At 44.3% G+C, this 26,875-nt stretch carries 24 protein-coding genes; 15 read left to right on the forward strand and 9 right to left on the reverse strand.

Features of this window, described 5'->3' with window-relative positions:
- Both sucC and sucD read left to right on the forward strand, forming a co-directional pair.
- The gene (gene sucC / locus R7041_RS06205; RefSeq protein ID WP_005382179.1) at nucleotides 1–1,167 is read left to right on the forward strand and encodes an ADP-forming succinate--CoA ligase subunit beta; all 1,167 of its coding nucleotides are present in this window, start codon (nucleotides 1–3) and stop codon (nucleotides 1,165–1,167) included.
- A complete protein-coding gene (sucD, locus tag R7041_RS06210; RefSeq protein WP_005382181.1) occupies nucleotides 1,167–2,039 on the forward strand; it encodes a succinate--CoA ligase subunit alpha in 873 nt (290 codons plus the stop codon). The genes sucC and sucD overlap by 1 nt, the downstream gene beginning before the upstream one ends.
- A 118-nt stretch (nucleotides 2,040–2,157) precedes the next feature.
- Here sucD and znuB read toward each other — a convergent pair whose 3' ends face one another.
- On the reverse strand, nucleotides 2,158–2,943 hold the full coding sequence (gene znuB, locus R7041_RS06215; protein WP_005382183.1) for a zinc ABC transporter permease subunit ZnuB: 786 nt from the start codon (nucleotides 2,941–2,943) through the stop codon (nucleotides 2,158–2,160).
- Nucleotides 2,936–3,724: a zinc ABC transporter ATP-binding protein ZnuC gene (gene znuC, locus R7041_RS06220; protein ID WP_005382185.1), complete on the reverse strand. Its 789-nt coding sequence runs from the start codon at nucleotides 3,722–3,724 to the stop codon at nucleotides 2,936–2,938. Before znuC ends, znuB begins: the two co-directional genes overlap by 8 nt.
- A 78-nt stretch (nucleotides 3,725–3,802) precedes the next feature.
- Between znuC and znuA the strand changes: the two genes are divergently transcribed.
- From znuA to R7041_RS06245, 5 genes are all read left to right on the forward strand, one after another.
- The gene (gene znuA, locus R7041_RS06225) at nucleotides 3,803–4,690 is read left to right on the forward strand and encodes a zinc ABC transporter substrate-binding protein ZnuA (protein WP_064369060.1); all 888 of its coding nucleotides are present in this window, start codon (nucleotides 3,803–3,805) and stop codon (nucleotides 4,688–4,690) included.
- A gap of 202 nt (nucleotides 4,691–4,892) precedes the next feature.
- Complete coding sequence (locus R7041_RS06230) at nucleotides 4,893–8,270, forward strand: AraC family transcriptional regulator (RefSeq protein ID WP_064369061.1); 3,378 nt, start codon at nucleotides 4,893–4,895, stop codon at nucleotides 8,268–8,270.
- 833 nt (nucleotides 8,271–9,103) lie between these two features.
- Nucleotides 9,104–9,331, forward strand: a complete 228-nt coding sequence (locus tag R7041_RS06235) for a FeoA family protein (protein ID WP_005382190.1) — start codon at nucleotides 9,104–9,106, stop codon at nucleotides 9,329–9,331.
- Nucleotides 9,331–11,607, forward strand: a complete 2,277-nt coding sequence (feoB, locus tag R7041_RS06240) for a Fe(2+) transporter permease subunit FeoB (protein WP_206949627.1) — start codon at nucleotides 9,331–9,333, stop codon at nucleotides 11,605–11,607. Before R7041_RS06235 ends, feoB begins: the two co-directional genes overlap by 1 nt.
- Nucleotides 11,604–11,834 (forward strand): FeoC-like transcriptional regulator, encoded by a 231-nt coding sequence (locus tag R7041_RS06245; RefSeq protein ID WP_005426709.1) that lies wholly within the window; start codon nucleotides 11,604–11,606, stop codon nucleotides 11,832–11,834. The genes feoB and R7041_RS06245 overlap by 4 nt, the downstream gene beginning before the upstream one ends.
- Nucleotides 11,835–11,942: 108 nt before the next feature.
- Here R7041_RS06245 and R7041_RS06250 read toward each other — a convergent pair whose 3' ends face one another.
- The 3 genes from R7041_RS06250 to argS form a co-directional block, all read right to left on the reverse strand.
- Entirely contained in the window at nucleotides 11,943–12,464 is a 522-nt protein-coding gene (locus tag R7041_RS06250; protein WP_005382193.1) for a YqhA family protein, read from the reverse strand.
- A 150-nt stretch (nucleotides 12,465–12,614) separates the two neighbouring features.
- Nucleotides 12,615–13,043, reverse strand: coding sequence for an HIT family protein (locus tag R7041_RS06255; RefSeq protein ID WP_005382194.1), 429 nt, complete (start codon nucleotides 13,041–13,043; stop codon nucleotides 12,615–12,617).
- Between the two features lie 124 nt (nucleotides 13,044–13,167).
- Complete coding sequence (gene argS / locus R7041_RS06260) at nucleotides 13,168–14,901, reverse strand: arginine--tRNA ligase (protein ID WP_005388349.1); 1,734 nt, start codon at nucleotides 14,899–14,901, stop codon at nucleotides 13,168–13,170.
- Between the two features lie 220 nt (nucleotides 14,902–15,121).
- Here argS and R7041_RS06265 point away from each other — a divergent pair, with 220 nt between their 5' ends.
- The gene (locus tag R7041_RS06265; protein WP_025766980.1) at nucleotides 15,122–15,718 is read left to right on the forward strand and encodes a VOC family protein; all 597 of its coding nucleotides are present in this window, start codon (nucleotides 15,122–15,124) and stop codon (nucleotides 15,716–15,718) included.
- A gap of 72 nt (nucleotides 15,719–15,790) precedes the next feature.
- On the opposite strand, the gene R7041_RS06270 is transcribed toward R7041_RS06265, so the two are convergent.
- From R7041_RS06270 to purU, 3 genes are all read right to left on the reverse strand, one after another.
- Nucleotides 15,791–16,159 (reverse strand): hypothetical protein, encoded by a 369-nt coding sequence (locus R7041_RS06270; protein WP_005382200.1) that lies wholly within the window; start codon nucleotides 16,157–16,159, stop codon nucleotides 15,791–15,793.
- Between the two features lie 4 nt (nucleotides 16,160–16,163).
- Nucleotides 16,164–17,783 carry a S1 family peptidase gene (locus R7041_RS06275; protein WP_005382202.1) on the reverse strand — a complete coding sequence of 540 codons (1,620 nt, stop codon included), beginning with the start codon at nucleotides 17,781–17,783 and terminating at the stop codon, nucleotides 16,164–16,166.
- 206 nt (nucleotides 17,784–17,989) lie between these two features.
- Entirely contained in the window at nucleotides 17,990–18,823 is an 834-nt protein-coding gene (purU, locus tag R7041_RS06280) for a formyltetrahydrofolate deformylase (protein WP_005382206.1), read from the reverse strand.
- 218 nt (nucleotides 18,824–19,041) lie between these two features.
- On the opposite strand from purU, the gene R7041_RS06285 reads away from it, so the two are divergent.
- The 7 genes from R7041_RS06285 to rnd all read left to right on the forward strand — a co-directional run bounded on the left by R7041_RS06285 (nucleotide 19,042) and on the right by rnd (nucleotide 26,534).
- On the forward strand, nucleotides 19,042–20,982 hold the full coding sequence (locus tag R7041_RS06285) for an ATP-dependent DNA helicase (RefSeq protein ID WP_064369064.1): 1,941 nt from the start codon (nucleotides 19,042–19,044) through the stop codon (nucleotides 20,980–20,982).
- Between the two features lie 29 nt (nucleotides 20,983–21,011).
- Entirely contained in the window at nucleotides 21,012–21,713 is a 702-nt protein-coding gene (gene tsaB, locus R7041_RS06290; protein ID WP_017819943.1) for a tRNA (adenosine(37)-N6)-threonylcarbamoyltransferase complex dimerization subunit type 1 TsaB, read from the forward strand.
- A gap of 60 nt (nucleotides 21,714–21,773) precedes the next feature.
- The gene (locus R7041_RS06295; RefSeq protein ID WP_017819942.1) at nucleotides 21,774–22,079 is read left to right on the forward strand and encodes a hypothetical protein; all 306 of its coding nucleotides are present in this window, start codon (nucleotides 21,774–21,776) and stop codon (nucleotides 22,077–22,079) included.
- 41 nt (nucleotides 22,080–22,120) lie between these two features.
- Nucleotides 22,121–22,678, forward strand: a complete 558-nt coding sequence (locus R7041_RS06300) for a Slp family lipoprotein (RefSeq protein WP_005382214.1) — start codon at nucleotides 22,121–22,123, stop codon at nucleotides 22,676–22,678.
- Nucleotides 22,679–22,684: 6 nt separating this feature from the next.
- Nucleotides 22,685–23,539 carry an alpha/beta fold hydrolase gene (locus R7041_RS06305; RefSeq protein ID WP_005382215.1) on the forward strand — a complete coding sequence of 285 codons (855 nt, stop codon included), beginning with the start codon at nucleotides 22,685–22,687 and terminating at the stop codon, nucleotides 23,537–23,539.
- 106 nt (nucleotides 23,540–23,645) lie between these two features.
- The gene (gene fadD / locus R7041_RS06310) at nucleotides 23,646–25,337 is read left to right on the forward strand and encodes a long-chain-fatty-acid--CoA ligase FadD (protein WP_005382216.1); all 1,692 of its coding nucleotides are present in this window, start codon (nucleotides 23,646–23,648) and stop codon (nucleotides 25,335–25,337) included.
- A 78-nt stretch (nucleotides 25,338–25,415) separates the two neighbouring features.
- The gene (rnd, locus tag R7041_RS06315) at nucleotides 25,416–26,534 is read left to right on the forward strand and encodes a ribonuclease D (RefSeq protein ID WP_031777213.1); all 1,119 of its coding nucleotides are present in this window, start codon (nucleotides 25,416–25,418) and stop codon (nucleotides 26,532–26,534) included.
- Nucleotides 26,535–26,611: 77 nt separating this feature from the next.
- On the opposite strand, the gene minE is transcribed toward rnd, so the two are convergent.
- Nucleotides 26,612–26,875, reverse strand: coding sequence for a cell division topological specificity factor MinE (gene minE / locus R7041_RS06320; protein ID WP_005388332.1), 264 nt, complete (start codon nucleotides 26,873–26,875; stop codon nucleotides 26,612–26,614).

A 26,875-nucleotide genomic window follows, 5' to 3' on the forward strand; every position in this document is an offset into this window, starting at 1 on the left:
ATGAATTTGCATGAATACCAAGCCAAACAGCTGTTTGCAGAATTCGGTTTGCCTGTGCCAGAAGGCTACGCGTGTGATACACCACAAGAAGCTTTTGAAGCCGCAGGCCGTATTAGTACAGCCAAGAAAGTAGTTAAATGTCAGGTTCACGCTGGTGGCCGTGGTAAAGCGGGTGGCGTAGAGCTACACGATACAAAAGAAGGCGTTAAAGAGTTTGCACAGAAGTGGTTAGGTAAAAACCTAGTGACTTACCAAACAGACGCAAATGGTCAGCCAGTAACAAAAATCCTTGTTGAAGAAGCTTCAAATATTGCGAACGAACTATACCTAGGTGCGGTAGTTGACCGTGCTAGCCGTAAGATCGTTTTCATGGCTTCTACCGAAGGTGGTGTGGAAATTGAAAAAGTTGCGGAAGAAACGCCGGAACTCATCCACAAAGCAGCAATTGACCCACTAGTAGGTCCACAAGCTTACCAAGGTCGTGAGCTAGCGTTCAAACTTGGTCTTGAAGGCGACCAAATCAAACAATTCGTTAAGATCTTTATGGGTCTTGGCACTATGTTCTCTCAGTACGATCTTGCTCTGCTAGAGATCAACCCACTTGTGATTACTGGCGAAGGCAACTTGCTATGTCTTGACGGTAAGATCAACATCGACTCAAACGCACTGTATCGTCAGCCTAAGCTTCGTGAAATGCACGATCCTTCACAAGAAGATGAGCGTGAAGCACACGCAGCTCAGTGGGAGCTGAACTACGTAGCACTAGACGGTAACGTTGGCTGTATGGTTAACGGTGCAGGCCTAGCAATGGGTACGATGGATATCGTAAACCTACACGGCGGCAAACCAGCTAACTTCTTAGATGTAGGTGGCGGCGCGACGAAAGAGCGTGTTGCTGAAGCATTCAAGATCATCCTATCTGATGACAATGTGAAAGCGGTACTTGTTAACATCTTCGGTGGTATTGTACGTTGTGACATGATCGCAGAAGGTATTATCGGTGCGGTTAAAGAGGTAGGCGTAAGCGTACCTGTTGTTGTTCGTCTTGAAGGTACTAACGCTGACCTAGGTCGCGAAGTTCTTGCTAATTCTGATGTTGATATCATTGCTGCTGAGTCGCTAACTGATGCTGCTCAGAAAGTTGTTGCTGCTGCGGAGGCTAAATAATGTCTGTATTAATTAACAAAGACACTAAAGTAATCTGTCAGGGGTTCACTGGTGGTCAAGGTACTTTCCACTCAGAGCAAGCTATCGCATACGGTACGCAAATGGTTGGTGGTGTGTCTCCAGGTAAAGGCGGCCAAACTCACCTAGGTCTTCCTGTATTCAACACAGTTCGTGAAGCAGTAGAAGCGACTGGTGCAACAGCGACAGTCATCTACGTACCAGCACCTTTCTGTAAAGATGCAATCCTAGAAGCGATTGACGCGGGTATCGAGCTAATCGTAACGATTACTGAAGGTATCCCTACTACAGATATGATCGACGTAAAAGTGAAGCTAGAAGAAACTGGCGTTCGCATGATTGGTCCTAACTGTCCGGGCGTTATCACTCCTGATGAGTGTAAGATCGGTATCATGCCTGGTCACATCCACAAGAAAGGCAAAGTAGGTATTGTATCTCGTAGCGGTACTCTAACTTACGAAGCAGTTAAGCAAACCACTGACGAAGGTTTCGGCCAGTCTACTTGTGTTGGTATCGGTGGTGACCCAATCCCGGGTTCAAACTTCATTGATATCCTAAAACTGTTCCAAGAAGACCCTGAGACAGAAGCGATCGTTATGATCGGTGAGATCGGTGGTACTGCAGAAGAAGAAGCAGCAGCATACATTAAAGAAAATGTAACGAAGCCAGTAGTTTCTTACATTGCTGGTGTAACTGCACCTCCTGGTAAGCGTATGGGCCATGCTGGTGCGATTATCTCTGGTGGTAAAGGTACTGCTGAAGACAAATTTGCTGCACTAGAAGCGGCTGGCGTTAAAACTGTGAAATCTCTAGCAGAGATTGGCCAAGGTCTACGTGAAGTGACGGGTTGGTAATCGACCACACTACTTAATAAGTATTAAAAAGCCTGCGACTTCGCAGGCTTTTCTTTTTCCGTTTCCGTGGGTTTATGTTTGTTGTTAGCAAGGTCTTTCGCGTTTAATGCTCATGCGATTATGCTTTGCTTTTAATCAGCTGGCTCAGCATAAATAAGGATGTTGCGCTGATCACTACGGAAGGGCCGGCCGGTGTATCGAAGTGCCATGATAGGCTAAGCCCCATCAGTACTGCCACTGAGCCAATAATGGATGCGAACAATGCCATTTGCTCTGGTGATGAAGAGACTTTACGTGCTGTTGCTGCTGGGATAATTAGGAGCGAAGTCATGATCAACGCGCCAACGAACTTCATACCTACTGCGATTACTACACCCACCATTAGCATTAACACCAATCTAACTAAGTCTGTATTCACGCCCTCAACAGCGGCAAGTTCTTCACTGACAGTGCTAGAAAGCAGTGGGCGCCAGAAGACGTATAAACACGCGCTTACCGCAACAACACCTGCGTAAATAAACATCAGATCTTGTGGAGAGACGGCAAGTAAGTCCCCAAATAGGTAGCTCATTAAATCGACGCGCACGTTTTCCAAAAAGCTAACCGATACTAAACCGATAGAGAGTGCACTGTGTGCCAAGATACCTAACAACGTGTCTGTAGCCACAAGTTGTTGCTTTTGCAGAGTGACAAGCAAAACGGCCAGAGCTAAACAGCAGACGAGTAGCGCAAGGTAGAGATTTACGTTGAGCAAGAAGCCCAGCGCTAGGCCCATTAACGATGCATGAGCTAGGGTATCTCCGAAGTAAGCCATTTTACGCCAAACGACAAATGACCCAAGTGGACCGGCAATGATCGCGATACCAATACCAGCAAGAATAGAAGGTAGGAGAAACTCAATCATGATGGTGATGTCCGTGTTTATGGTGGGAGCATGATGTCGCATCACCGCTTACTGGCGTTCCGGATAAATCGTGATGATGGTGCTCATGGTCGTGATGATAAAACGCGAGAGACTCTCTCGCAGCATTGCCAAATAGTGCGATGTAAGAAGGGTGCTGAGTAATAGTGGCAGGTGAACCTGAGCAGCAAACATGGTGATGCAGACAAATAACATCGTCCGTTTTCGCCATCACTAAATGTAAGTCATGCGACACCATAAATACGCCACAATCAAAGCGGTGACGAATGCTCTCAATTAAGTCATAGAGATCGATTTGACCTTGGATATCCACACCCTGAGCTGGTTCGTCTAATACCAACAGCTGAGGACGCTGAAGCAGAGCGCGCGCCAGTAACACTCGTTGGTTTTCACCACCGGATAAGCGATGCATATTACTATTAAGTAAATGTTCAGCGCCAACAAGCCTTAATGCATCAATGCACTCCTGCTTACTGTATTTTCCTGCTAAATTTAGAAAGCGGGTTACATTCAATGGAAGGGAGTCATTGAGCTTCAACTTTTGAGGAACGTAACCAATTTTCAGTTTTCTTTGTCGGTTCAACTTGCCGCTAGTCGGCTTTTGAAGACCTAAGATAACTTTGACTAACGTTGATTTTCCCGCTCCATTGGGACCAATTAGGGTAGTTATTTTGCCCTTTTCTAATTCCATACTAATGTTATCGAGAACTCTGCGGCCATCGAACTCGACGCATAACTGCTCAAGATGGACTAAGGAAGACATGAATGAAACTCATTTGCAAATCAATAATGTTATAATGTAACATTATCTCACTTTCCACGCCATATCCCAAGTAAAACTATGAAAAGAGCATTAATTCTTGCTGCCTCAGCAATGTTAACACTGCCAGCACAGGCGGTAACGGTACTGACGAGTATCAAACCTATTCAGTTGTTAGTAACAGAGCTTACTCAAGGAGTAACTTCACCAGACGTGTTATTGCAGTCTAACACATCACCTCATGACTATGCTTTGCGTCCATCGGATGTTAAAAAGGTCGCTTCGGCTGATTTGGTTATCTGGTACGGGCATGATCTTGAACCGTTTCTAGAGAAAGTTGTTTCGGATAGATCGAATACTTTGACTATTAGTCAAATTCCAAATCTAGAATTGCGTGAATTTGATAGTGAGCACAACCATGACCATGATGGGCACGATCATGGCTCACATGATCCGCACTTTTGGCTAGGTGTAAGCCAAGCACAACAAGTGGCCAAGGCTGTTGTGAATCAACTTGTATCACTTGATCCGAAAAGTGCAGCACAATATCAAGCGAACCTCAAAAAGTTTGAACTCGAGCTAAAAGACACTGACCAACAGATAAAGCAGAAGCTGGCACCAGTAAAAAACAAAGGTTACTTTGTATTCCATGATGCTTACGGTTATTTCGAAGATCGTTATGAACTAAATCAAATGGGGCATTTTACTGTGAGCCCAGAACGCAAGCCAGGAGCGAAGACCTTAATTCAAATTCGTCAAAAGCTAAGTGGTGGAGATGTGGCTTGTGTATTTTCTGAACCTCAGTTTACCCCGGCTGTCGTTCAGAGCGTAATGAGAGGCAGTGATGTCGCTAAAGGCGAGCTTGACCCGTTAGGGAGTACAATTGAAGCAAAACCTGGCAGTTACTTTACTTTTCTCAACAATATGGCGAATAGTTTTGAGCAATGCTTGAACAAAAAGTCAGATTAAGTGCTGTCGTAATGTAGGAGTAGTCTTTTTAACGTGATCCAGTAGTAAGAATTACAACCTTTGGTAAGGCGAGCCTTTTCTCAGAAAGTAATTGAGATATCATTACCAATAATTATCAGCTCAAAATAACCGTATCAATCCATGTTTTACAAACGATGAACGGTCACTTTCAGAGCACAAATTGATACAAAAGGTTTTCGTCTTGCTACGCCAATTAGCCCTTGCTCTGTTGGGCTTTGTCTTATCCTACCAAGCATTTGCGCTTCATAATGCAAATGCAATCTTTTACCCTTTGCCAACTCAGGCAAAGGGTACTTTTATCGCGGCTAAAAAGTTGTTCTTGGGTGAAAAGGGCGGTTTGTGGATTCATGACGTACACGGGAGAGTCCTGTTTTACGATGGTCAAACTATATTGCCTAAATCAGGTAGCTTCCTACAAACGTCGGCTAAGCAGTTGGCCTATCATAAAGGTGCTTTTTGGACCTTTATTGAAAATGAGGTCTATCGAACTTATCCAAATCAGGAGCGACGTTTAGTCTTTAGTTTAAATCCAGGCTCACAAATAAGAAAAATAGGGTCTTCAAAGAACTATATTTGGGTGAGTGATGGCGCGCATTTCTATACCTACAATATCGACACTAGCGAGTTAAACTCTTTCTCTCTATTGCAGCTCTATCAACATAGTAATAATAGCTACGTTTACATTAATGATGCGGTGCTAGTTGAAACGAAGTGGGCACTAGCAACGACTTCCGGCTTCTATCTTTCTGAAGGTGATAAGTTTGACCATGTCGCTGCCTCAGGTCAAAACTACATTGAGAAAGTCTATTATTCACACACGCGAAGAGAAATTTTGATAGGTACATTGCGTGGCGCTTTAATTTTCAACATTTACCAGCCTGATAAAGAAGTGATTAGAATTGGCGGCTCACATGTTTTGACATTCGCAGAGACAAATCAAGAGTACTGGGTGGGGACAGAGCATGGCCTTTATTTGTACTCATTTTTTTCAGGTGAGGTCACCGAAGTCGCGCCTGCAAGTTTTCTTGAGTTAGAGTTAGATAACACGAAGATTTATTCGTTGTTGAGTGACAATATGGGAGGGATGTGGATTGCGACTAACCAAGGTATTCGTTATTACTCGCTATTTAGTAAAAAATTTGAACGAGTGACCTTTAGTAGTTATGACTCACACACCCTATCAGGACGAATTCGGCAAACTATTGAAGGTCCTGATGGTGCGCTTTGGTTTGCTGATGACCGAAAGATTTATCGTTCAGGAAAGAGTGGGATTAACCAAGTCTTAGAGTTGGAGTCGCAGATCAATGAATTTGCGTTTCAAAACGGCATGCTTTGGCTTGCAACCTCAAAAGGGCTGGAAATATTTGAGCTAAATGGTCTCAACAAGATTACATTTCCTTATTTACAGGTTATGGCCGGACATGCCGTAGAGCATGTGACCGTTGATGGTGATGACCGTCTTTGGGTATCAAGCGGATACCATCTTTACAATGTTGATACTGCTGCACAAAGCGTACGAAACTTTGGAAGTGAGTGGCTAGTAAGTCAGTATTTGCCTGCTAAGGTTACGCGCCTATATGATACTGAAGATGCCCTATTAATAGGCACCGATCATGGCGTATACCAATACAGTAATGACAACATCCAGTTTATCCGTTTTTCAGAAAAGTTTGGTGAATCATTAGACATGACCACGGCGGTTGATGGCAGCCAGTGGTTTGCTTCATCTTATGGTGTGTTTAAAACTGATACACGAAGCGATGAAAAACGTGTTGTTGAAATGAGTGAGCCCAACGCCAGACCTGCTTGCTTGATCAGAGACAGGCAAGGTGTATGGTTAGCTTCCTCTGTCGGTTTAAGCTATTACCACCTTTCGGGTGAGTTAGTGAAACATTACTCATCGTCATCAGGCTTAATGAACAATGAGTTCCTCCCTGGTATTTGTAGCGTTATACAGCAGACAGAAATTGGTGAGCGAGAGCTTGTTCTGGGGTCGAAGTACGGACTCGTAAAAGCAGAAGCATCCAAGCTGCTTGTATCTAATCCCCCAGAGTCTAAGTTTATTGTTAGCCAAGTTGTGCTTGAAAATGAAGTTCTGCAAGTTGGTAGTGCCGATCTGAATGGGATCACACTGCCATATGGATCTTCGCTGAGTTTTTTATTCGGTGTGATGCCAAAACCAGACAGTCAAAATTTGTACTATCGATTGAACAACGATGACCCATGGCAAACGTTAGAGGGGGGCCAACTGACACTCGAGCACCTTAGTTCCGGTGAATATCACTTGCAGGTCAGTAATGAGTCTCAAGTTGCCACTGGAGTCGTTGGTTTAGAATCTCACTTTATCGTCCTTCATCCTTGGTATCTATCGCGATTTGCTATTTTAGGCTTTGTCGTAGCTAGTATTGCGGTCGTCGCATTACTTGTTTTCTGGCGCTCTCGCTACGTTGTACAGGCTAACCGTGATCTAGCAGCTCAAGTGACTCTCAAAACGAATCAGTTAAGACATCAAAGTAGAGTGTTGCTTACGAGCAACCAGCAATTACGTAAACAGATTCAAGTTAGAAACCTACTCGTAGACCATGTAGCTCTATCCATAAAATCAAGCGTCGACTTTATTGTGGCGAAACTACCTATGCCTCTCGATACTGCGACGGAGGATCATTTGGCTAAAACGAATTGGCAGTTAAATGAACTCAAAAGTGTTCCAAGTGATGTAAGTGGTGGGAGTCAGAACTACAACTTGAGTCAGATAACTCAGTCAGTGGTTGATGTATGGCAAGATGACTTTGCAAAAGCGGGTATTTTGGTAGAGCTAGAAGATGAGAGCAAGCAGAGCCGGGTTGCTCTGGAAAGTTTTAATCTTGATGTTATTTTCAATAGCATTTTTGCCAATATCATCAAGCGCTCTTTCCGAGGTCAAACGGTTAGAATTATGCTAGAAGAGGGGCATGATATTGTGTCATTGAGCTTTCTTGATTACGGGACGCAATTACCTAATAAAGTCGCGACTGGGCTTCCATCTAACTTAAATCACTCTGAGTTGAGTATTGACCACCTTGCCCAACTAGTGACAACGAGTGGTGGTTATTTGGCTGTCTTCTCTTCTGATGCTCAAAACAAAGTCGAGATTACATGGCCATCTGCGAAGGAAAGGAGTTATCTGGATGAACCGCAGCAAGAACTCAATCCTGTAACTATTGCAGAAGATCAAGTCACACCAGAGAAAGAGTGGTTGCAAAAAGTCTATCAATTAGTGGCAGAGCATTACCATGATCCTGAATTTGGCACTGCGTCAGCCGCTAAAATGCTGTATATGTCTGAACGCTCTTTGCAGAGACGTTTTAAATCTGCCTCGTCAAGAACGTTAAAAGACTATGTCACAGAGGTTCGTTTGGAAACGGCGTGTGAAAAGTTATTGGCGGGTGAGAAAATCAGTGAAGTCGCCTTTAACTGTGGCTTTAATGATCCATCTTACTTTAGCCAAAAGTTTAAGCTACATTTTGGTTTGCCCCCTTCCAAGTTTGCTTTGACTCAAGAAAGCCAAGAAATTAACTAGAAAACCTTCATTATAAGCTCCCTAGTTAATAGTTAAGATGCTGGGGAGCTGCATACAGTGCTCTATTATTGCTGCAGTTGCTAACGCAGTGAGTTTCATTGTTTCTTCATCACATCTAGCCTACAAATCCATTCTCAACACGTAAGCACGATCACGTTCTATCTGTTAGTCGCGATGTTCATAGCAATAAGCATAAATGGCTTCAAGAGAATGATTTACTAATAGTTGCAACAAATAAATGACAGTTGTATTGCTGTATCAAAAGAGCGTTGTTCATTTGGGTGAATGATGGTGTGCGACATTCGTGAAAACGAAAACTGTGTTGAAAAGATGAATAAGGTAAAGAAGTTTTGAAAGAGGTGAAAAAAAATATCGTGGTATAGCCGGGGGGACTATACCACGGGTGTCAAGGACACCTTCGCTTGCTGCCGGAGTGACATGTTGCCATGCCACCTCTGGAATTTATTAGAGAGGTTGCCCTCTCGATGGAGTAACTATACGAGAGGTTACTTATTTTTCTTATAAAAATAACGCCATGTTTATATGAGAAAAGCGACAACGTTTTGTTTTTTAATTAACCCACTGTTTTAATTTGCATTTTTTGTTTTCTATCTTGGTTTGTGACATTTTTGTTTCGTTAGGTGTCATTTTTAATTGTTAATTTTGACGTAAATAACGAGAGGAAATTTACGAAGTTAACGTTTGAAAGCGTGAAAACATTTACGGAATCTTTGATTTCACACAAGGATTGAAGGGGTATAGGGGAGTAATATTGGCAACCTAAACTTATTAAATAATAATATTTCTCATTAGCAATACTCTTAAGGGCCACTATGAAGTTATCAGAGATTAATCCTGGCGATACGGTGACGATTCGGTTGTTAGATGGTCTTTCATCAGATATCAGAAAGAAACTCATGGTAATGGGGCTGCTTCCCAATACAGAAGTCAAAGTGATTCGACGTGCGCCAATGGGCGATCCTTTACAAGTCGAAGTCCGTGGTGTGTCTGTCGCATTGCGAGAAACAATTGCTCAGAAAATTGAAGTGGAGCGAGTGTAATGCAATATCAAGTGCTAACCGTAGGTAACCCTAATAGTGGTAAAACGACGCTATTTAATGGTTTAACTGGCGCAAAACAGCAAGTTGGTAACTGGGCAGGCGTCACGGTTGAAAAGAAAACAGGACAATTCAAGCATGTTGGGGATGAGTTTTTGCTCACTGACCTTCCGGGTATTTACTCATTAGACAGTGGTAATGATAGTAATAGTATTGATGAATCCATCGCATCGCGTGCGGTTCTAACTCATCCTGCTGATCTCATTATTAACGTGGTGGATGCTACAAGTTTAGAGCGCAGCTTATATATGACGCTGCAACTTCGCGAACTTGGTCGCCCTATGATTGTTGTCCTCAACAAGATGGATGCGCTAAAGCGTGAACGTCAGATGATTAACGTTGCAGAGCTTGAGAAAACGTTAGGTTGTCCGGTTGTCAGTTTATCTGCAACCAATAAAACTCAAGTGGCAGAGTTTAAAGAAAAGCTCCATAAATCCATCGTTCAAGGAGTGCCACTTAAAGAATTGTCTTTGCATTACGGTGAGAAGATGGAGTCGGCAATTCAAACGGTTTCCGCACTTTTTAACGACCAAAACGTCGCTCATCGTGCACTAGCGATTCGTGCGCTTGAAAAAGACACAATGGTGCTCAATAGTCTTTCTGATATTGATAGAAGCAAAGTCTTGGAAGTCATTACGACGTTAGATTTGGATATCGATTTGCATGTCGCGGATACTAAGTACACGCATCTGCATGAACAGTGTAAAAAAGTTCGCCGAAGCGAAGGCAAGTTAAGTCGTAGTGTGACTGAAAGACTCGACCAGTTTATTTTGAACAAGTGGATTGGAATTCCTTTCTTCTTTGTTGTTATGTACCTGATGTTTATGTTCTCGATTAACATCGGTAGTGCATTTATCGACTTTTTTGACATTGGTGTGGGCGCATTGTTGGTTGATGGTGGGCATCACTTGTTAGACGGTCATTTGCCTGTGTGGTTAGTGACGGTTCTTGCTGATGGTATCGGTGGTGGTATCCAGACGGTTGCAACCTTCATTCCGGTTATCGCGTGTTTGTACCTGTTCCTAGCGGTACTTGAGAGCTCAGGTTACATGGCTCGCGCAGCATTCGTACTAGATAAAGTGATGCAGAAGATCGGCCTACCGGGCAAAGCATTTGTACCGTTGGTTCTTGGTTTTGGCTGTAACGTACCGTCAATCATGGCAACTCGTACTCTAGACCAAGAACGTGAGCGTAAACTGGCTGCCTCTATGGCACCATTTATGTCATGTGGTGCTCGTCTGCCTGTATACGCGCTATTCGCTGCGGCATTCTTCCCAGGTTCTGGCCAGAACATTGTATTCGCACTTTACCTACTTGGTATTGTGGCAGCGATCTTCACAGGTCTTTTCCTTAAGCACACGCTTTACCCAGGTAGCAGCGATAGCCTATTGATGGAAATGCCAGATTACGAGCTTCCGACGCTACAAAACGTGGTGATCAAAACTTGGCAAAAGCTAAAGCGCTTTGTACTTGGTGCAGGTAAAACCATCGTTATCGTTGTTGCTATTCTGAGTTTCTTCAACTCATTGGGGACTGATGGCAGTTTTGGTAACGAAGACAGCGAAAACTCTGTGCTTTCTAAAGCAGCGCAAGTTGTGACTCCAGTATTCGCGCCAATCGGTGTTCAAGAAGATAACTGGCCAGCGACGGTTGGTATCATTACCGGTATCTTCGCAAAAGAGGCGGTAGTTGGTACGCTTAACAGTCTATACACCACGCCAAGTGACGGTGAAGACGCAGAATTTGATCTAATGGGCAGCCTAGAAGAGGCAGTAATGAGTATCCCTGAAAACTTAGCCGGTTTGAGCTACTCAGATCCACTAGGCATTGAAGTGGGTGACTTAACTGACTCAAATGCCGTTGCCGAAGAACAAGAAGTCGATGCTTCTATCTTCGGTAACATTAAATCGCAGTTTGCTTCTGGTAATGCCGCATTTGCTTACCTAATCTTTATCCTACTGTACACACCTTGTGTGGCGGCGATGGGGGCTTACGTACGTGAGTTTGGTCATAAGTTCGCACGCTTTATCGCGGTTTGGACAATGGGCTTGGCTTACCTATGTGCGACGTTCTACAACCAATTGACGCATTTCGCAGATAGCCCAGTGACAAGTGGCATTTGGATGGCAGTGATCGTAGCTATCTTCTTTGGCACATACCGTGTGTTCAAACGAGTTGGTAAGAAACAAAACGGTGTATTAGAGGCGCAAGTAGCATGATTTTAAAAGAGCTTTATCAATACATTGCAGACAAAGGAACCGTTTCCCAGTCAGATCTGGCTAAGCAGTTTGGGATGAGTGAAGATGGTGCTGACGCGATGTTAAGTGTGTGGATTAAGAAGGGCAAAATTAGCCGCCTAGTTGACACCAATAAAGCTCATGACGTGACTCGAGTTCGCTACTCAGTGACTAAACAAGATGGTTTGTCTCTGACAGTCACCATGTAGCGACTATCAAAATTAGTCACCTAAAAATTATCACGTAAAAACGACATAGCCGCATCAGCAATGATGCGGCTTTTATTTTGCTGGTTATTGTTTGTGAATACAGCGAAATTAATGTTCTTCAGAGTGTTTAGTCGCGCCTAACTCTAGGAACTTTAAACCAAGACTTAAAACTAAAATCGAAATAGGTAATGTTAAGATCGTCCAATCTAAGCTGTCGAAGTTAATCAGCACGAGCTCTAAGAACTTCACAAACAAGATCACGATGATGACTTCAGCCAAAATGTTTTTTAGATGGCCGATGTTTGGGGTTCTGATCCAATGCAAAACCGACTGCTCTTGTGTTTTCGCTTTAGCTTTGTTGGAAATAAATAGTGTGTAGATGCCGTGAGCAAAGATGAACAAAACTAGTGCGACAAGAAACGTATCCAGTGACTTGATCAAATAAGCGATCGCGATGTCTGCTTTATCTAAATGTGCGAGTGCTTCTGGAGGTGTTTGATTGAGAATGAAGACCGCAAATGCCGAATAGGTTTTTGCTGCACCCATAAGAAAAAGCAAGAATGAAGCAGCCATAGAACAGATAATGGCGATCCAGCTGACGTATCGGAATGTGTTGAAGACTTGTTTCATGATGACCCTCTCTAACTGAGCTGGTAGTCTAAACAAGTTTTATTTTAGTGATAATCCCAGAAAAATGAGAAAGATTGTTACAAATACGTATTAATCTTTCTCTGTCTATTTCAGCCGTATTCAAAGGCGAATTATTTTCGCTAGCAGTGCTTATGCTTTTTGGAAAATAGAACTCAGTGACAGCACATTTTTAATGCGACCAAGCAATTCGTTTTGCTCTTCTTCTGTACGGAATTCACCTTTGGTGTTACCCCAAACCGGTCCCGGCCATGCTACGTCATCTTTGAAGCGAGCAATATGGTGAATGTGCAGCTGTGGCACCATATTACCTAGCGCACCAAGGTTTAGCTTGTCTGGACGGAATGTTGCTTCCAGTGCTTGGCTTACCGCTTGAGACTCTAGCAAAAACTGTTGCTGTTCTTGCATTGGCAAGTGGTGAAGCTCTTTTAGGTTTGCACGTTTAGGGACCAAGATAACCCATGGCACGGCGTTATCTTTATGCAGAAGCGCCACACACAGTGGGAAGTGGCCGATAACGGTGGTGTCTTTTGCCAGTTGAGGGTGCAGTTCAAAACTCATTATGTTGTCCGATTTGAATTGAATGACATCAGTATACGCCAGATAAAACAAAAGGTTGACGCTTTCACGTCAACCTTTGTCATCATTTAGCTTGTGCTACTTAAGCTACCTACGTAAAAGCGGATTACATACGCTCTAGAGTATCAATACCTAGTAGAGACAGACCTTGCTTGATGGTCTTCGCTGTTAGCGCAGCTAGTTTCAGACGGCTTTGTTTCACAGCTTCGTCTTCAGCAACTAGGATAGGGCACGCTTCGTAGAAACTAGAGAACTGACCTGCTAGTTCGAATAGGTAGCTACACATGATGTGCGGTTGGCCTTCGCGAGCGACAGATTGAACCGCTTCTTCGAACTGCATAAGTTTAGCAATAAGTGCTTTCTCTTTCTCATCAGTGATTTTGATGTCGCCTTGGAGAGCGTCCATAGCAACACCAGCTTTAGCGAAAATAGAAGCTACGCGAGTGTATGCATATTGCATGTATGGTGCTGTGTTACCTTCAAACGCTAACATGTTGTCCCAATCGAACACGTAGTCAGTCGTACGGTGTTTAGATAAGTCAGAGTATTTAACCGCTGCCATTGCAACTGTTTTAGAGATCTTCTCTTTTTCTTCCGCATCTAGCTCAGGGTTTTTAGATTCGATCAGTTGTGCTGCACGAACTTCTGCTTCATCTAGAAGGTCGGCAAGGCGAACGGTACCACCCGCACGAGTCTTGAATGGCTTACCATCTTTACCAAGCATCATGCCGAACGCGTGGTGCTCAAGAGATACTGACTCAGGTACGTAGCCTGCCTTACGAACAATTGTCCAAGCTTGCATTAGGTGCTGGTGTTGACGTGAGTCGATGAAGTAAAGCACACGGTCTGCGCTTAGCTCTTCATAACGATATTTTGCACATGCGATGTCTGTTGTTGTGTATAGGAAACCGCCATCGCGTTTTTGAACGATAACGCCCATTGGTTCGCCATCTTTGTTCTTGTATTCATCTAGGAATACAACTTGCGCGCCATCATCTTCAACGGCAAGACCTTGTTCTTTTAGGTCTGCAACGATCTTAGGAAGCATGTCGTTGTACATGCTCTCGCCCATCACGTCGTCACGAGTCAGTGACACGTTTAGACGGTCGTAGTTGCGCTGGTTTTGGATCATGGTTACATCAACGAGTTTTTTCCACATTTCTGCACAGTACTCGTCACCGCTTTGCAGTTTCACAACGTAGTTTCGCGCCTTTACTGCGAAGTCTTCATCTTCATCGTACAGCTTTTTCGATTCGCGGTAGAAGCCTTCAAGGTCCGCAAGCTCCATAGAAACTTCGCCAGACTCTTGTTGTACACGTTCAAGGTTTGCGATAAGCATACCGAACTGAGTACCCCAGTCGCCGATGTGGTTCGCACGGATCACTTTGTGACCTAGGAACTCAAGAGTACGTACCACCGCATCACCGATGATGGTTGAACGTAGGTGACCAACGTGCATTTCTTTAGCTACGTTTGGTGCAGAGTAGTCAGCAACGATAGTTTGAGCTTCGTCTGCTGCAACGCCAAGACGTGAGTCAGCCAGTGCTGCTTCCGCTTGTTTTGCTAGGAACTCTTCGCTTAGGAAAATGTTGATGAAACCAGGACCAGCGATTTCTGTCTTGCTTGCAATACCATCTAGGTCTAGAACATCCAGTACTTTCTGTGCAAATTCTCGTGGGTTAGTACCCAGTTTTTTAGCAACGCCCATTACGCCGTTTGCTTGGTAGTCACCAAATTGTGGCTTTGCTGATTGGCGTACTGCCGCAGGACTGCCTGCAGGTGCGCCAGCGGCTTCTAGAGCCTGAGATACTTTGTCATTAATAAGTGCTTGGATATTCACACGCGTTTCCTTCAATTCAAGGACGAAGAACTCGGCGAAGTAAGTGCCGAGTTCTGTTGGAGTTCACAAAAATGGGGCTAATGATAACAACTTTATTGCTTTTCATACAGAGAGGAATTGGGGAAATTTATACTTTTTCGATTGAATGGAAATGTGGTTTGGTTTGCGTTTACTATTGCGCTCAGAGTAATGAGATAAATCGCCCCAAAAGAGAACCACAATGACGACTCAACTAGTTGAAAAACGCCTAGCGCCTGAATTGATGATCCAAGATTTGGATGCATTTATGGCGAAGATTGAAGAGTTTGCATCCCTGTTAAAACTGGATCTGAGCTTTGCTCAAGCTGACCATATTGCGTTGCGTATTAACGATACTGATACCGCAAAAGCTGCGCATGAGGCTTGGAGTCAATACGGAAAGGTGATTTCACAAGCGAAAATCAACGGTCGCCCAATTATTGTTATTGAGTTCGATAAAGCGTTGGAAAGTCGTGGCTGGAAGATTGAGTGTCTGGAGCTGCCATACCCTGCGGAAGGCAAAATCTACCCAACTGAAAGCTGGGAACATGTGGAGTTTGTGATTCCGTCTCATGCCGAAACCGCAGATGAGTTTCTTGCTGATTTGAGACACACTTATCCAGCGTTTGGCGCACGCTTTAATGAGTTAGAAGAGCTGGGTGTGAAGATCAAACTGTCGAGCCCGAAAGGGGATGGCGAACGCTTGAATAACCCAACAGTGGCGTTTAAGTACCAAGGCATTTGTATCAAACTGCACCCGCATTCACTTAAGCGTATTGTGGAGTCTGAGCAGGCGTAAAACGCTAGGGTGAGAATTGCTGAGTTGCGATAGGCAAAAAGGGAGCCGAGGCTCCCTTTCGTAAGCGAATCACTATTTAGCCAGTGACTTGCTTTTTGGGTTGGTAATGGAAAGTTTTTTGCCTTTCAACTCTTCATCTAAAGGCAGTGTAAAAGTTTTGGCAAACGGCATTCGTTTACAATGATCCGCCTTGTCTCTAACGATAGTAATAAGAGCTTCTGTCTGTGAGCTTTGCTCTATTTTTAGGCTAAAATCATCGTTCTTACTGCAGCCGTTAGACTCTGTGATAAATGAAATTTGACTCTCACTTGTCCTATAAGTCTCTACCATCATTGCTTGGTGCTCAGACGTCTGGTTTGTTTGCAGTCCTGCGTTTGCTGAACATGCAGTTAAACTGATAGTGCCCAAACCAAGTAGGAATATCTTGAGTCTATGTTTCATCTCGTTACCTTTTTTTGCGTCGTACGAATGAACCTGCAGCCATTAACACCAGTAGGCCAATAGATAAACTGCCGCCTGAACTAGACTTTTTATTAACGTCGTTACCAGCATCGCCCGTATTATCTGTGCTGACTGACATATTTATGTTGCGAACAAATGCTTGCGCGCTGTAAATGCCACTTGAAAACGGGTGTTGGACGTATTCAAACGTTATCGTATTAGATGCTTTGTAAAGATCGATCTGGATCTCTTTATAATCGAGGAGTTGGTTGGTGCTATCGTAAATTTCACCATTAACTAAGATGAACAAGTAATCAAAACCATCGGACATTACTTTGAGATCCATGGTAAGTTTGCCCTTCGGAAGATCGGTCAAAACCAGCTCAGATACACCAGGATAAGCTCCCATATCCGCTGATTGCAGTTCACCATTTTCAGCCGTCCAAGCGTTTTGACCGGTATAAACATTTGCGTCTGCTAGCGGAATGGCATTACGCACTGATCTGCTTGCTTTATCTACACCTGAATACTCGAAAGTTGTTGTGAGTCTGGACAGTTTCGGATGATCGGTAAAGAGCTCTATCGTTGTTTCTGATCCCGAATAGCTAGGTTGGTAGCCGACGGTAATTTGACAGCTTTGCGAAGGCTTTAAGGTACCAGTACAAGTGCTTTTCTCGATGGTACTTCCGTATGATATTGTGCTTTGGTAGATGTTGAATGGGATAGTATCGTCATTACGAATAGTAAAGGTCTCTTGCTGCGCTTTTCGCTCAACGAAACGAAGATCTCGGTACTTAGTGAAGCTGATAGTATTGCGATGGCTATCTATCCATCCATTGTGTTGAAAATGAGCGACGTTGGCGTAAACACCATAAGCGTTTGGTTGAGCACATCCATCCCCCCAGCTGACCACGCCTAGCAATTTGTTGATACCGTTATCATCAACGATGAGTGGACCGCCGCTATCTCCTTGGCAGCTATCTTTACCTCCCCAATAGTATCCGGCGCAAATACCGTCATCTGATACATTAGAGTAGTTTCCTGGTAGGTTTTGGCAGGTAGCTCGATCTACGTATTCCAAATCTACTTGTTGTAAAACGGTTGGGTATATTCGGTCTGTCGTGGACGTATTTCCCCATCCAGCCACGTGCAACTTGTCTCCTACGCGTACGCTATCTAAAAGTTCTGGCGTTGCCAGGTCAATAGTTGCGCTATCGATATTGCGTTCTAATTCAATAAGAGCGATGTCATTGTTCGTTGTTATGTTGTTATATTCATCATGTGAATAGATATTTTTAATGGCGATGCGCTGTGCTTGAGACTCTCTGTTTTTGTCATAAAGACCAAGAACGATATCCAGATCGTCCGCATTAAGACCTTCCACACAGTGCGCAGCAGTTAATACGTATTTTCCACCTAGGAAACTGCCACCACAAAAGTGACCAATAGATGTAGGTTGTCCTTTACGTACCAGTGAAGCAATAAATTTCCAGTCGGAAGTGTTGGCAGGTTCGCCGCCGATAATGCGAGTGGATACATCATTCTGAACAGGCTCAAGAGTATCTGCGATTGTGGTTGCTGGTAAAGTCAGCCCAATCAGAAAAGCCACTAACGTTTTTTTCATTTTAATTCCGTAATATTAACGTGGTTTATTATAAGGAGGGCAAATGATAAACGGAATCATTCTCTCAGTAAATAGTTGTGGAGAAATGAAAAATTATAACGTATCGGTTTAACTTTGATGGTTAGAATTGGAGGGGGGATCTTCTGAAAAGATGAAACCCGCCAAGTTGGACGGGTTTCACTATCGTTGTAACTAGTACGGAGGGATTACAGGATCACTGTCTTATTCCCATAAACAAAGACGTGGTCATTGATCACTTTATTCAAAGCCTTACTCAATACGTTCTTCTCTACATCGCGTCCCGCTTGCGCCATATCTTGGGCATTGAATGTATGGTCGACAGGAATTACGTCTTGCTTGATGATCGGCCCTTCATCTAAATCATTAGTCACGAAGTGTGCTGTTGCACCGATGATTTTCACACCGCGATCGTAAGCTTGTTGATATGGCTTCGCGCCAATAAAAGCAGGTAAGAAGCTGTGATGAATATTAATGATTTTGTGGTGATATTTCTCAACAAACGTCGGCGTTAATACGCGCATGTATTTAGCTAGCACCAAAAAGTCAGCATCGTATTGATCGATCACTTCTAGCATCTTCTGCTCGTGTTCTTCACGGCTAAGGTTTTCATGGGTCACATGGTGGTAAGGAATGTCGAAGCGTTCAGTGAGAGTTTGCAGTTTGTCGTAATTCCCCACCACAGCGGCGATCTCAACATCTAGGCTTCCATCGTAGGTTTTCATCAGAATATCGCCTAAACAATGCGCTTCTTTTGTGACGAGAATGACGATGCGCTTACGGCGAGAGCCAACCAATTTACGCTTAGCACCTTGCGGGAGAGCTTGGTCCAAGTCGGCAAGAAACGTTTGATCGTTGAAGTACCCCTCCAACTCTGTTCTCATGAAAAAGTGGCCACTGGTATTATCAACAAATTCGTTATTGTGAACGATGTTGAGTTGGTGCTTGTAACAGATATTAGTAATTTTCGAGATGAGACCCGGGGCGTCAGAACAGTGGGTCAACAGTGTTTTCTTTTCCATAAATCAGGTACTTCCATGCATTAATATTTTAGCGTACGAATTTGTTATTATTCCCTGGCGGGTGTAACTGTACTGCCATGTTTCACCATAAATAATCTATTCTTACGTTGGTTTCAACAAAATATCCGCGTGTCGCCGCAAGCTGGTCAGATTGTGGGCTGATGTCACTCCTATTCCTCTGATATACTCTCGATAATTTTTCAAACTCAATACCAAGCATGATCGCAAAAACTTTTTCCTCTGATGGCGCGTTAGGTAAGGCCATTCCTGGCTTTCAAGCTCGTCAGCCACAAATCGATATGGCGGAAGCCGTCAGCAGTGCGATCAAAGATCAAACCCAGTTGGTGGTGGAGGCAGGAACCGGAACCGGTAAGACCTTCGCCTACTTAGTCCCTGCGCTGTTAAGCGGTAAAAAAGTGATCATCAGTACAGGCTCGAAAAACTTGCAAGAGCAGTTGTACCATCGTGACTTACCGCTCATGGTCAATGCGCTTGGTTATTATGGCCAAGTGGCGTTATTAAAAGGGCGTTCTAATTATCTGTGTTTGGATCGTTTGAGCCGCCAAATGGTCGAAAGCCACACTAATGAATCTGACCCGACGTTATTAACTCAACTGGTTAAAGTGCGTGCTTGGTCATCAGAAACCAAAACAGGTGACCTTGGTGATTGTGATGATCTGCCAGAAGACAGCATGATCATTCCGACTATCACCTCAACCAATGATAACTGTTTAGGTAAAGAATGTCCGAGCTACACTGATTGCTTTGTATTGAAAGCGCGTAAGCGAGCCATGGATTCCGACATTGTTGTAGTGAACCATCACTTGTTTCTTGCTGATTTAGCGATCAAAGAAACAGGATTCGGTGAACTGATTCCAGAAGCCGATGTGTTTATTTTGGATGAAGCTCATCAGTTGCCAGATATTGCGAGCGAATATTTCGGCCAGTCAGTTTCAAGCCGCCAAATTCACGATCTTGCCAAAGACATTGAAATAGCCTATCGCACCGAAGCCAAAGATATGCGTCAATTGCAAAAAGTGGGCGACAAACTCATGCAAAGCGCAATGGACATGCGGATTGTATTGGGTGAGCCAGGCTTTCGTGGCAACTGGCGTGAGGCGTTGCAATCAGGTTCTATTAAGCGAGAATTATTGCGCTTAACTGACAGCCTCGAATTGGCGATTGATGTACTCAAAATAGCCTTAGGGCGCAGTCAATTACTGGATACCGCCTTTGAACGAGCAAATTTGATCAAAGGCCGTATCGACCGGGTATGTGATGTCGATATTACCGGTTACTCATACTGGTACGATACCTCGCCTCGTCATTTCGCTCTGCACATTACGCCTCTTTCTGTCGCGGACAAGTTCCATGAGCAAATAGAGATTAAACAAGGCGCTTGGATTTTCACGTCAGCAACCCTAGCCGTATCGGGCGATTTCAAGCACTTTACTGAGCGCCTTGGCCTCAAGCCTACAAAGCAATTTTCTCTGCCGTCCCCCTTTGATTATCAAAAGCAAGCGCGCCTTTGTGTGCCAAGGTATTTGCCAGAGCCAAACAGTAACGGCTTAGCGGATAAGTTAGTCCGAATGCTTGCTCCGGTGATTGAAGAAAATGATGGTCGCTGCTTCTTTTTATGTACCTCGCACAGCATGATGCGTGAACTAGGTGAGAAGTTCCGAGAAGTACTTGAGCTGCCTGTGTTAATGCAAGGGGAGATGAGTAAGCAGAAAACCTTGGCGGAGTTTATGGAACTGGGTAACGCTTTACTCGTGGCGACGGGCGCTTTCTGGGAAGGGATTGATGTTAGAGGTGATGCGCTGAGCTGTGTTATTATCGACAAATTACCGTTTACCGCCCCTGACGATCCGTTACTCAAAGCCCGTATCGAGGATTGTCGATTACGTGGCGGTGAACCATTTGCTGAAGTACAAATCCCGGATGCAGTGATTACGTTAAAGCAGGGAGTCGGGCGATTAATTCGAGATCAGAAGGATCACGGTGCGTTGATCATTTGTGATAATCGCCTCGTCACGCGAGACTATGGTGGTATTTTCCTCGGAAGTCTACCACCTATCCCAAGGACGCGAGACTTAGATGGAATCAAAGCATTCCTGAAAGCAGAACAATCTGTCACAGACGCAAGTGCTGAGGCATAACCCAATAAATGAGAGTTGTAGAGAGTTAAATGAGCGCAAAAATTCTTGCTATCGATACAGCGACTGAAAACTGTTCAGTTGCGTTGTTGGCTAATGATCAAGTGATTTCACGTAGCGCGGTTGCACCACGCGATCACACCAAAAAAGTACTGCCAATGGTTGATGAAGTACTCAAAGAAGCTGGCCTGACTCTACAAGAGCTGGATGCGTTAGCGTTTGGACGTGGTCCAGGTAGCTTTACTGGCGTTCGTATCGGTATTGGTATCGCACAAGGTTTGGCGTTCGGTGCTGACTTACCTATGATCGGCGTTTCAACGCTGGCTGCAATGGCTCAAGGTAGCTATCGCTTACATGGTGTGACCGATGTCGCTGTGGCTATTGACGCACGTATGGGTGAAGTTTACTGGGCACGTTACACTCGCCAAGCAAACGGTGAGTGGGCAGAGATGGATGCAGAGTGCGTAATTCCACCAGCACGTCTCGTTGAAGAAGCACAAGCAGACGACAAAACGTGGACGACAGCAGGTACTGGTTGGGATGCTTACCAAGAAGTATTAGCAGACCTACCGTTTAATTTGACGCATAGTGACGTTCTGTACCCTGATTCACAAGACATCGTGATTCTTGCTGAACAAGAATTTAAAAAGGGTAATACCGTGCCGGTCGAAGATTCGAGCCCTGTTTATTTACGTGATAATGTGACATGGAAAAAACTTCCTGGTCGCGAATAGTCCGTTTTTCATTAACCTGACAAAAAGCAGGGCGTTTGCCCTGTATTTTTATGGAGTGCTATGGCGTCGATTAATGGCTTGCCTCCTTCTTTGATTCCCGGTGCAAATCGCACTCATAAAGCCAGTCAAAAGAAGCAGGTAAATAAATCACAAACAAAGCAGCCTGTAGGTCAGCCTTCAAAGGTTGCTAACGCCGTGGCGCACTCCATAAAACACGTGGATGAGTCCCAAATTCACCGAGCTCAAGTGCAATATGACCTTCCTGAAGGGGGCGCACGTAAAGCAATGGAGCAGTACATGGATGTCATGAATCGAGCTAAAAAAGAGGAACTGGCTCAATTACTTGGTGTCGATATTTACGTGTGAGATCTCCCCAGCTTGGGGTTACTAATATTGAAAGGTGGTTTATGAAGGTTTTTGGACGGTTTTTTCTCGCATTATTTGCTACGGTTGGTTTGTCTGCGTGTAGCTCTTTGCCAGAGGAGCTAAATGCAAGCACAGAATTGGTCGTTACAGACTATAAAGCGTTTGCTGAGTCTCAGGGGCAAGTGAGTGAAGATGTTCGCCTTGGTGGAATCATCGCTAAAGTGGATAACTTTAAAGATAAAACGCGTCTAGAGATTGTAAACCTTCCTATCAGTAAGTCTGGTAAACCTGATATTGATGAAGAGCCTACGGGGCGTTTTGTCGCCTATTTTGATGGCTATTTAGAGCCTGTCGCCTTTAGTGAAGGCCGTTTGGTGACGGTTGTAGGCAAAGGAGCAGGGGAAGAAGAAGGAAAGATCGGTGAGCACGGTTACATCTTCCCAGTAATTAAGGGGGAAGGGTACCGTTTATGGAAAATTGAAGAACGTGTACGCATGTATGACTCGCCAACCTACTTTTACCCATGTTACTCGATTAACTGCCGCATGTGGCGTAATGATTTCCCGCAAGACGGTAAAGTGATAAAACAGGTCAAATAATCTGCGATGCATGAGCGTCAATTCGAGCTTCCTGCCGGCAAAATGGCAGCCCTTGAGATAGGGAACGAGAAAACGGCTGACTTGTCAGTCGTTTTTCTTCATGGGTGGTTAGATAATGCGGGCAGCTTTAAAGCGCTCATGGAGCAGTTGAATCAACTTAATCCTCACTTACACCTCCTCGCCATCGATCATTTTGGTCACGGTTTATCGAGTCATAAATCTCACGATAATTATTACCCCTTTCACGACTATATTGCCGATTTGTATCAGTTTTTGGACGAATTATCACCAAACAGACTGATATTAGTAGGGCATTCACTTGGTGCTTTAATCGCAAGTTGCTATAGTGCAGCGTTTCCAGAGCAGGTCGAAGCTCTTGTGCAAATTGAGGGAGCAGGACCTCTTCATGAGGATCCTACTAACAGTTTGCCTCGTCTTCGCGATGGCGTTTTAAGTCGAATAAGACAGCAAAACAAGCCAGAGCGAGCCATTGCCTCCTTCGATCTGGCGTTAAAATTACGCATGCAAGCCAACCAATTAACCGCTGAGCAGCTTCTACCGATAGTCGAGCGTGGAACAGAGCAGCGAGGAGATAAATGGTATTGGCGGCATGACGCCAAGTTAAAATGTGCGTCGCTTTACCGAATGGCGCAAGCGCATGCTAACTCGATTACCAGCCAAATACGTTGTCCTCATTTGATTGTATTAGGCGATCAAGGATTTCAGAATTTACCATCTAACCAAGCTGATTGGGGAGAGAACCCACCGCAGGTGGTTTCTGTCAAGGGTGGTCATCACTGTCATTTAGAGCAAATACTCGAGGTCGCAACGCGAATTCTTGGTGTAGTTAACAAAATTTAAACAAGTGTTTGAGAGTTGCGTGCTCAAGCACGTTCGCTGTGCTGTAATAGCTTTCAAAATAAAAAGGACGCTATTTTTTAGCCAGTTATAAACGAGGAGTAACATCGTGGATAAACCATGGCTTTCACGTTATCCAAGTGACGTACCTGAAACCATTAATCCAGAGCAATATGAGTCTTTGGTAGAAATGTTTGAACAGTCTGTACAAAAATATGCAGACCAACCAGCATTCATGAACATGGGCTCGGTTATGACCTTCCGTAAATTGGAAGAGCGTAGTCGCGCATTCGCAGCGTATCTGCAAAACGAGTTAAAACTGCAAAAGGGTGACCGCGTTGCTCTGATGATGCCAAACTTACTGCAATACCCAGTAGCATTATTTGGTATTTTGCGTGCAGGTTGTATCGCCGTAAACGTTAACCCACTTTACACTCCTCGTGAACTTGAACACCAATTGAATGACTCAGGTGCGACGACGATTGTGATTGTGTCTAACTTTGCGAACACGCTAGAACAAATCGTCGATAAAACACCAGTCAAACACGTAGTGTTAACCAGTCTTGGTCAAATGCTGCCACGAGCGAAAGGTACGATTGTCGATTTTGTCGTGAAGTACGTTAAGGGCATGGTGCCTAAGTACGATTTACCTGGTGCAATCTCAATGCGTCAGGCTCTACGTAAAGGTCGTCGTCTACAATACGTTAAACCGTTTATGTCTGGGGATGACATTGCATTCCTGCAATATACGGGGGGGACGACAGGTGTCGCGAAAGGTGCGATTCTGACTCACCGCAACATGATTGCGAACGTTCTACAGGCAAAAGGCGCGTACGGACCGGTTTTATCTCCGGGGCGTGAATTAGTCGTGACAGCGTTACCGCTGTATCACGTATTTGCTCTTACCGTAAACTGTCTGCTGTTTGTCGAAATGGGTGGTCGTAACTTACTTATTACCAACCCTAGAGATATTCCAGGGTTCGTGAAAGAGCTACAAAAGCATCCGTTTACTGCGATTACGGGCGTGAATACCTTATTTAATGCATTGGTCAATAATGAAGATTTCCACGAGTTGGATTTCAGTAATCTACGTTTAGCCGTTGGCGGCGGCATGGCAGTGCAGCGCTCAGTGGCAGAAAGATGGCAAAAGACCACGGGTTGCTATTTGCTCGAAGGTTACGGTCTAACAGAATGTTCTCCGTTGGTGGCGGCATATCCGCATGATCTTGTTGAATACAATGGCTCTATTGGTCTGCCGGTACCATCAACAGAAGTTCGTATCGTGGACGAAGAAGGCAACGCTCTTGCGAATACTGAAACTGGTGAACTTCAAGTTCGTGGTCCTCAGGTTATGCAAGGTTACTGGCAACGACCTGAAGCAACGAAAGATACGATTAACGAAGACGGCTGGCTATCAACCGGCGACATCGTTAAGTTCGATGACGAAGGCTTCCTGCATATCGTTGACCGTAAGAAAGACATGATCTTAGTATCAGGCTTTAATGTTTACCCGAACGAAATCGAAGACGTTGTAGCACTTCACGGCAAAGTACTTGAAGTTGCTGCTATTGGTCAGCCGCATGAAGTGTCTGGTGAATTAGTGAAGATTTATGTCGTGAAACGCGATCCGAGCTTGACCAAAGACGAAGTGATCGCGCATTGTCGAGAACACTTAACTGGCTACAAAGTTCCGAAGTTGGTTGAGTTCCGCGAAGACTTACCTAAAACCAATGTCGGTAAGATCTTGCGTCGTGTTTTACGCGAAGAGAATGACGCTGAACTTGCGAAGAAAAGCGCATAAGCCGATTTCGTCGAGTCGAGAGATTTAAAAAATGATAGAATGCCAGCGTTTTGCTGGCATTTTTATAGCGAGAAGTATGTGAACTATCAAATTATTACTAAAAACAAAGACCTAGAAGAGGTTTGCACTCATGCCCGAGAGGCAGACGTAGTGATGCTGGATACCGAATTCGTTCGTATTCGCACTTTCTACCCGCAGTTAGGTCTGATTCAGCTTTTCGATGGTAATCGCCTCTCGCTGATTGATCCGACTGAATTAACGGATATGACGCCGTTTGTAGCGCTATTAAAAGATACTTCTGTGCTAAAAGTGCTGCACGCATGTGGTGAAGATTTAGAAGTTTTCCAAAACGCTTTTGGTTGTACACCATTCCCTATGGTGGATACGCAGCTGATGGCCGCTTTTCTCGGTCACGGCCTATCGACAGGCTTCGCATCGCTGGTGGAAGAATATTTAGGCGTAGAGCTCGACAAAAGTGAATCACGTACCGACTGGATGGCTCGTCCACTGACACAAAAGCAATTAGATTATGCTGCCGCAGATGTTCATTACTTGTTACCGTTATACGAAAAGCTGTTCGATAAGGTGACGCAAGCAGGTTGGTGGGAAGCTGTACAGCAAGAAAGTGATTTACTCGTTTCGAAACGTATTCGCGTAACCAATGAAGAGAATGCCTACCTTGATATTAAGGGCGCTTGGCAATTAAAACCTTCTGAGCTGGCGATTTTAAAGCCATTGGCGACGTGGCGTTATCGTGAAGCAATCAAACGAGATTTAGCGCTGAACTTTATCTTCAAAGAAGGTGATCTATTAACGGTCGCTCGTCTTGGTTTAACGAACTTTAAGAAGATGGAAGCAGAAGATATTGATATCCGAGCGATTAACCGCCATGGCGCGAAGATTGCCGCGATTGTTAAGCAAGCGAAGCAAACACCTTCTGAAGAGTATCCTGCGAAAATTGAGCGTTTAATGGACTATCCGGGTTACAAGCAGGTCTTCAAAAATATGAAAGACTTGGTGAAATCGGCTTCGCAGAAGTCAGGTTTAGCCACGGAGTTCCTTGCCTCTAAAAAGCAGATCAATCAGTTGATCAGTTGGGTTTGGAAAAAAGATCGTGACCCAGAAGTATTGCCTGATTTGATGCAAGGGTGGCGTTTGGATTTACTCGGCGACAAGATGAACAAAGCATTAAAGTAATGAAAGATGAAAAAGGTTGGCCTCGATGCCAACCTTTTTCGTTCTAATTAGAGCATTCGTCTTGCGAGAGAAACTGATTACTTTTCTTCGTCTGGTAGCTTCACATTCAGCTCAAGAACTGAGATATCGTCGTCTTTGTGCTCAAATGTTAAGTCAACCATATTTGGATCAATTGCTACGTACTTGCTGATCACCTTCAAGATGTCTTCTTTTAATTGAGGCAAGTAAGACGGCGCAGGATCATTTTGGCTGCGGCGCTCTGCGACAATGATTTGCAAACGCTCTTTAGCTAGATTCGCAGAAGTTTTCTTCTGTGGACGGAAAAATTCTAATAATGACAT

This window comes from Vibrio sp. 1751, assembly GCF_033339895.1.
Classification (GTDB): Bacteria; Pseudomonadota; Gammaproteobacteria; order Enterobacterales; family Vibrionaceae; genus Vibrio; species Vibrio alginolyticus.

What these genes read in the sequence shown, in the direction of transcription:
- sucC (WP_005382179.1), top strand. Translation starts at nt 1, where the DNA reads ATGAATTTGCATGAATACCAAGCCAAACAGCTGTTTGCAGAATTCGGT.
- sucD (WP_005382181.1), top strand. Translation starts at nt 1,167, where the DNA reads ATGTCTGTATTAATTAACAAAGACACTAAAGTAATCTGTCAGGGGTTC.
- znuB (WP_005382183.1), bottom strand. Translation starts at nt 2,943, where the DNA reads ATGATTGAGTTTCTCCTACCTTCTATTCTTGCTGGTATTGGTATCGCG.
- znuC (WP_005382185.1), bottom strand. Translation starts at nt 3,724, where the DNA reads ATGTCTTCCTTAGTCCATCTTGAGCAGTTATGCGTCGAGTTCGATGGC.
- znuA (WP_064369060.1), top strand. Translation starts at nt 3,803, where the DNA reads ATGAAAAGAGCATTAATTCTTGCTGCCTCAGCAATGTTAACACTGCCA.
- R7041_RS06235 (WP_005382190.1), top strand. Translation starts at nt 9,104, where the DNA reads ATGAAGTTATCAGAGATTAATCCTGGCGATACGGTGACGATTCGGTTG.
- feoB (WP_206949627.1), top strand. Translation starts at nt 9,331, where the DNA reads ATGCAATATCAAGTGCTAACCGTAGGTAACCCTAATAGTGGTAAAACG.
- R7041_RS06245 (WP_005426709.1), top strand. Translation starts at nt 11,604, where the DNA reads ATGATTTTAAAAGAGCTTTATCAATACATTGCAGACAAAGGAACCGTT.
- R7041_RS06250 (WP_005382193.1), bottom strand. Translation starts at nt 12,464, where the DNA reads ATGAAACAAGTCTTCAACACATTCCGATACGTCAGCTGGATCGCCATT.
- R7041_RS06255 (WP_005382194.1), bottom strand. Translation starts at nt 13,043, where the DNA reads ATGAGTTTTGAACTGCACCCTCAACTGGCAAAAGACACCACCGTTATC.
- R7041_RS06265 (WP_025766980.1), top strand. Translation starts at nt 15,122, where the DNA reads ATGACGACTCAACTAGTTGAAAAACGCCTAGCGCCTGAATTGATGATC.
- R7041_RS06270 (WP_005382200.1), bottom strand. Translation starts at nt 16,159, where the DNA reads ATGAAACATAGACTCAAGATATTCCTACTTGGTTTGGGCACTATCAGT.
- R7041_RS06275 (WP_005382202.1), bottom strand. Translation starts at nt 17,783, where the DNA reads ATGAAAAAAACGTTAGTGGCTTTTCTGATTGGGCTGACTTTACCAGCA.
- purU (WP_005382206.1), bottom strand. Translation starts at nt 18,823, where the DNA reads ATGGAAAAGAAAACACTGTTGACCCACTGTTCTGACGCCCCGGGTCTC.
- R7041_RS06285 (WP_064369064.1), top strand. Translation starts at nt 19,042, where the DNA reads ATGATCGCAAAAACTTTTTCCTCTGATGGCGCGTTAGGTAAGGCCATT.
- tsaB (WP_017819943.1), top strand. Translation starts at nt 21,012, where the DNA reads ATGAGCGCAAAAATTCTTGCTATCGATACAGCGACTGAAAACTGTTCA.
- R7041_RS06295 (WP_017819942.1), top strand. Translation starts at nt 21,774, where the DNA reads ATGGCGTCGATTAATGGCTTGCCTCCTTCTTTGATTCCCGGTGCAAAT.
- R7041_RS06300 (WP_005382214.1), top strand. Translation starts at nt 22,121, where the DNA reads ATGAAGGTTTTTGGACGGTTTTTTCTCGCATTATTTGCTACGGTTGGT.
- R7041_RS06305 (WP_005382215.1), top strand. Translation starts at nt 22,685, where the DNA reads ATGCATGAGCGTCAATTCGAGCTTCCTGCCGGCAAAATGGCAGCCCTT.
- minE (WP_005388332.1), bottom strand. Translation starts at nt 26,875, where the DNA reads ATGTCATTATTAGAATTTTTCCGTCCACAGAAGAAAACTTCTGCGAAT.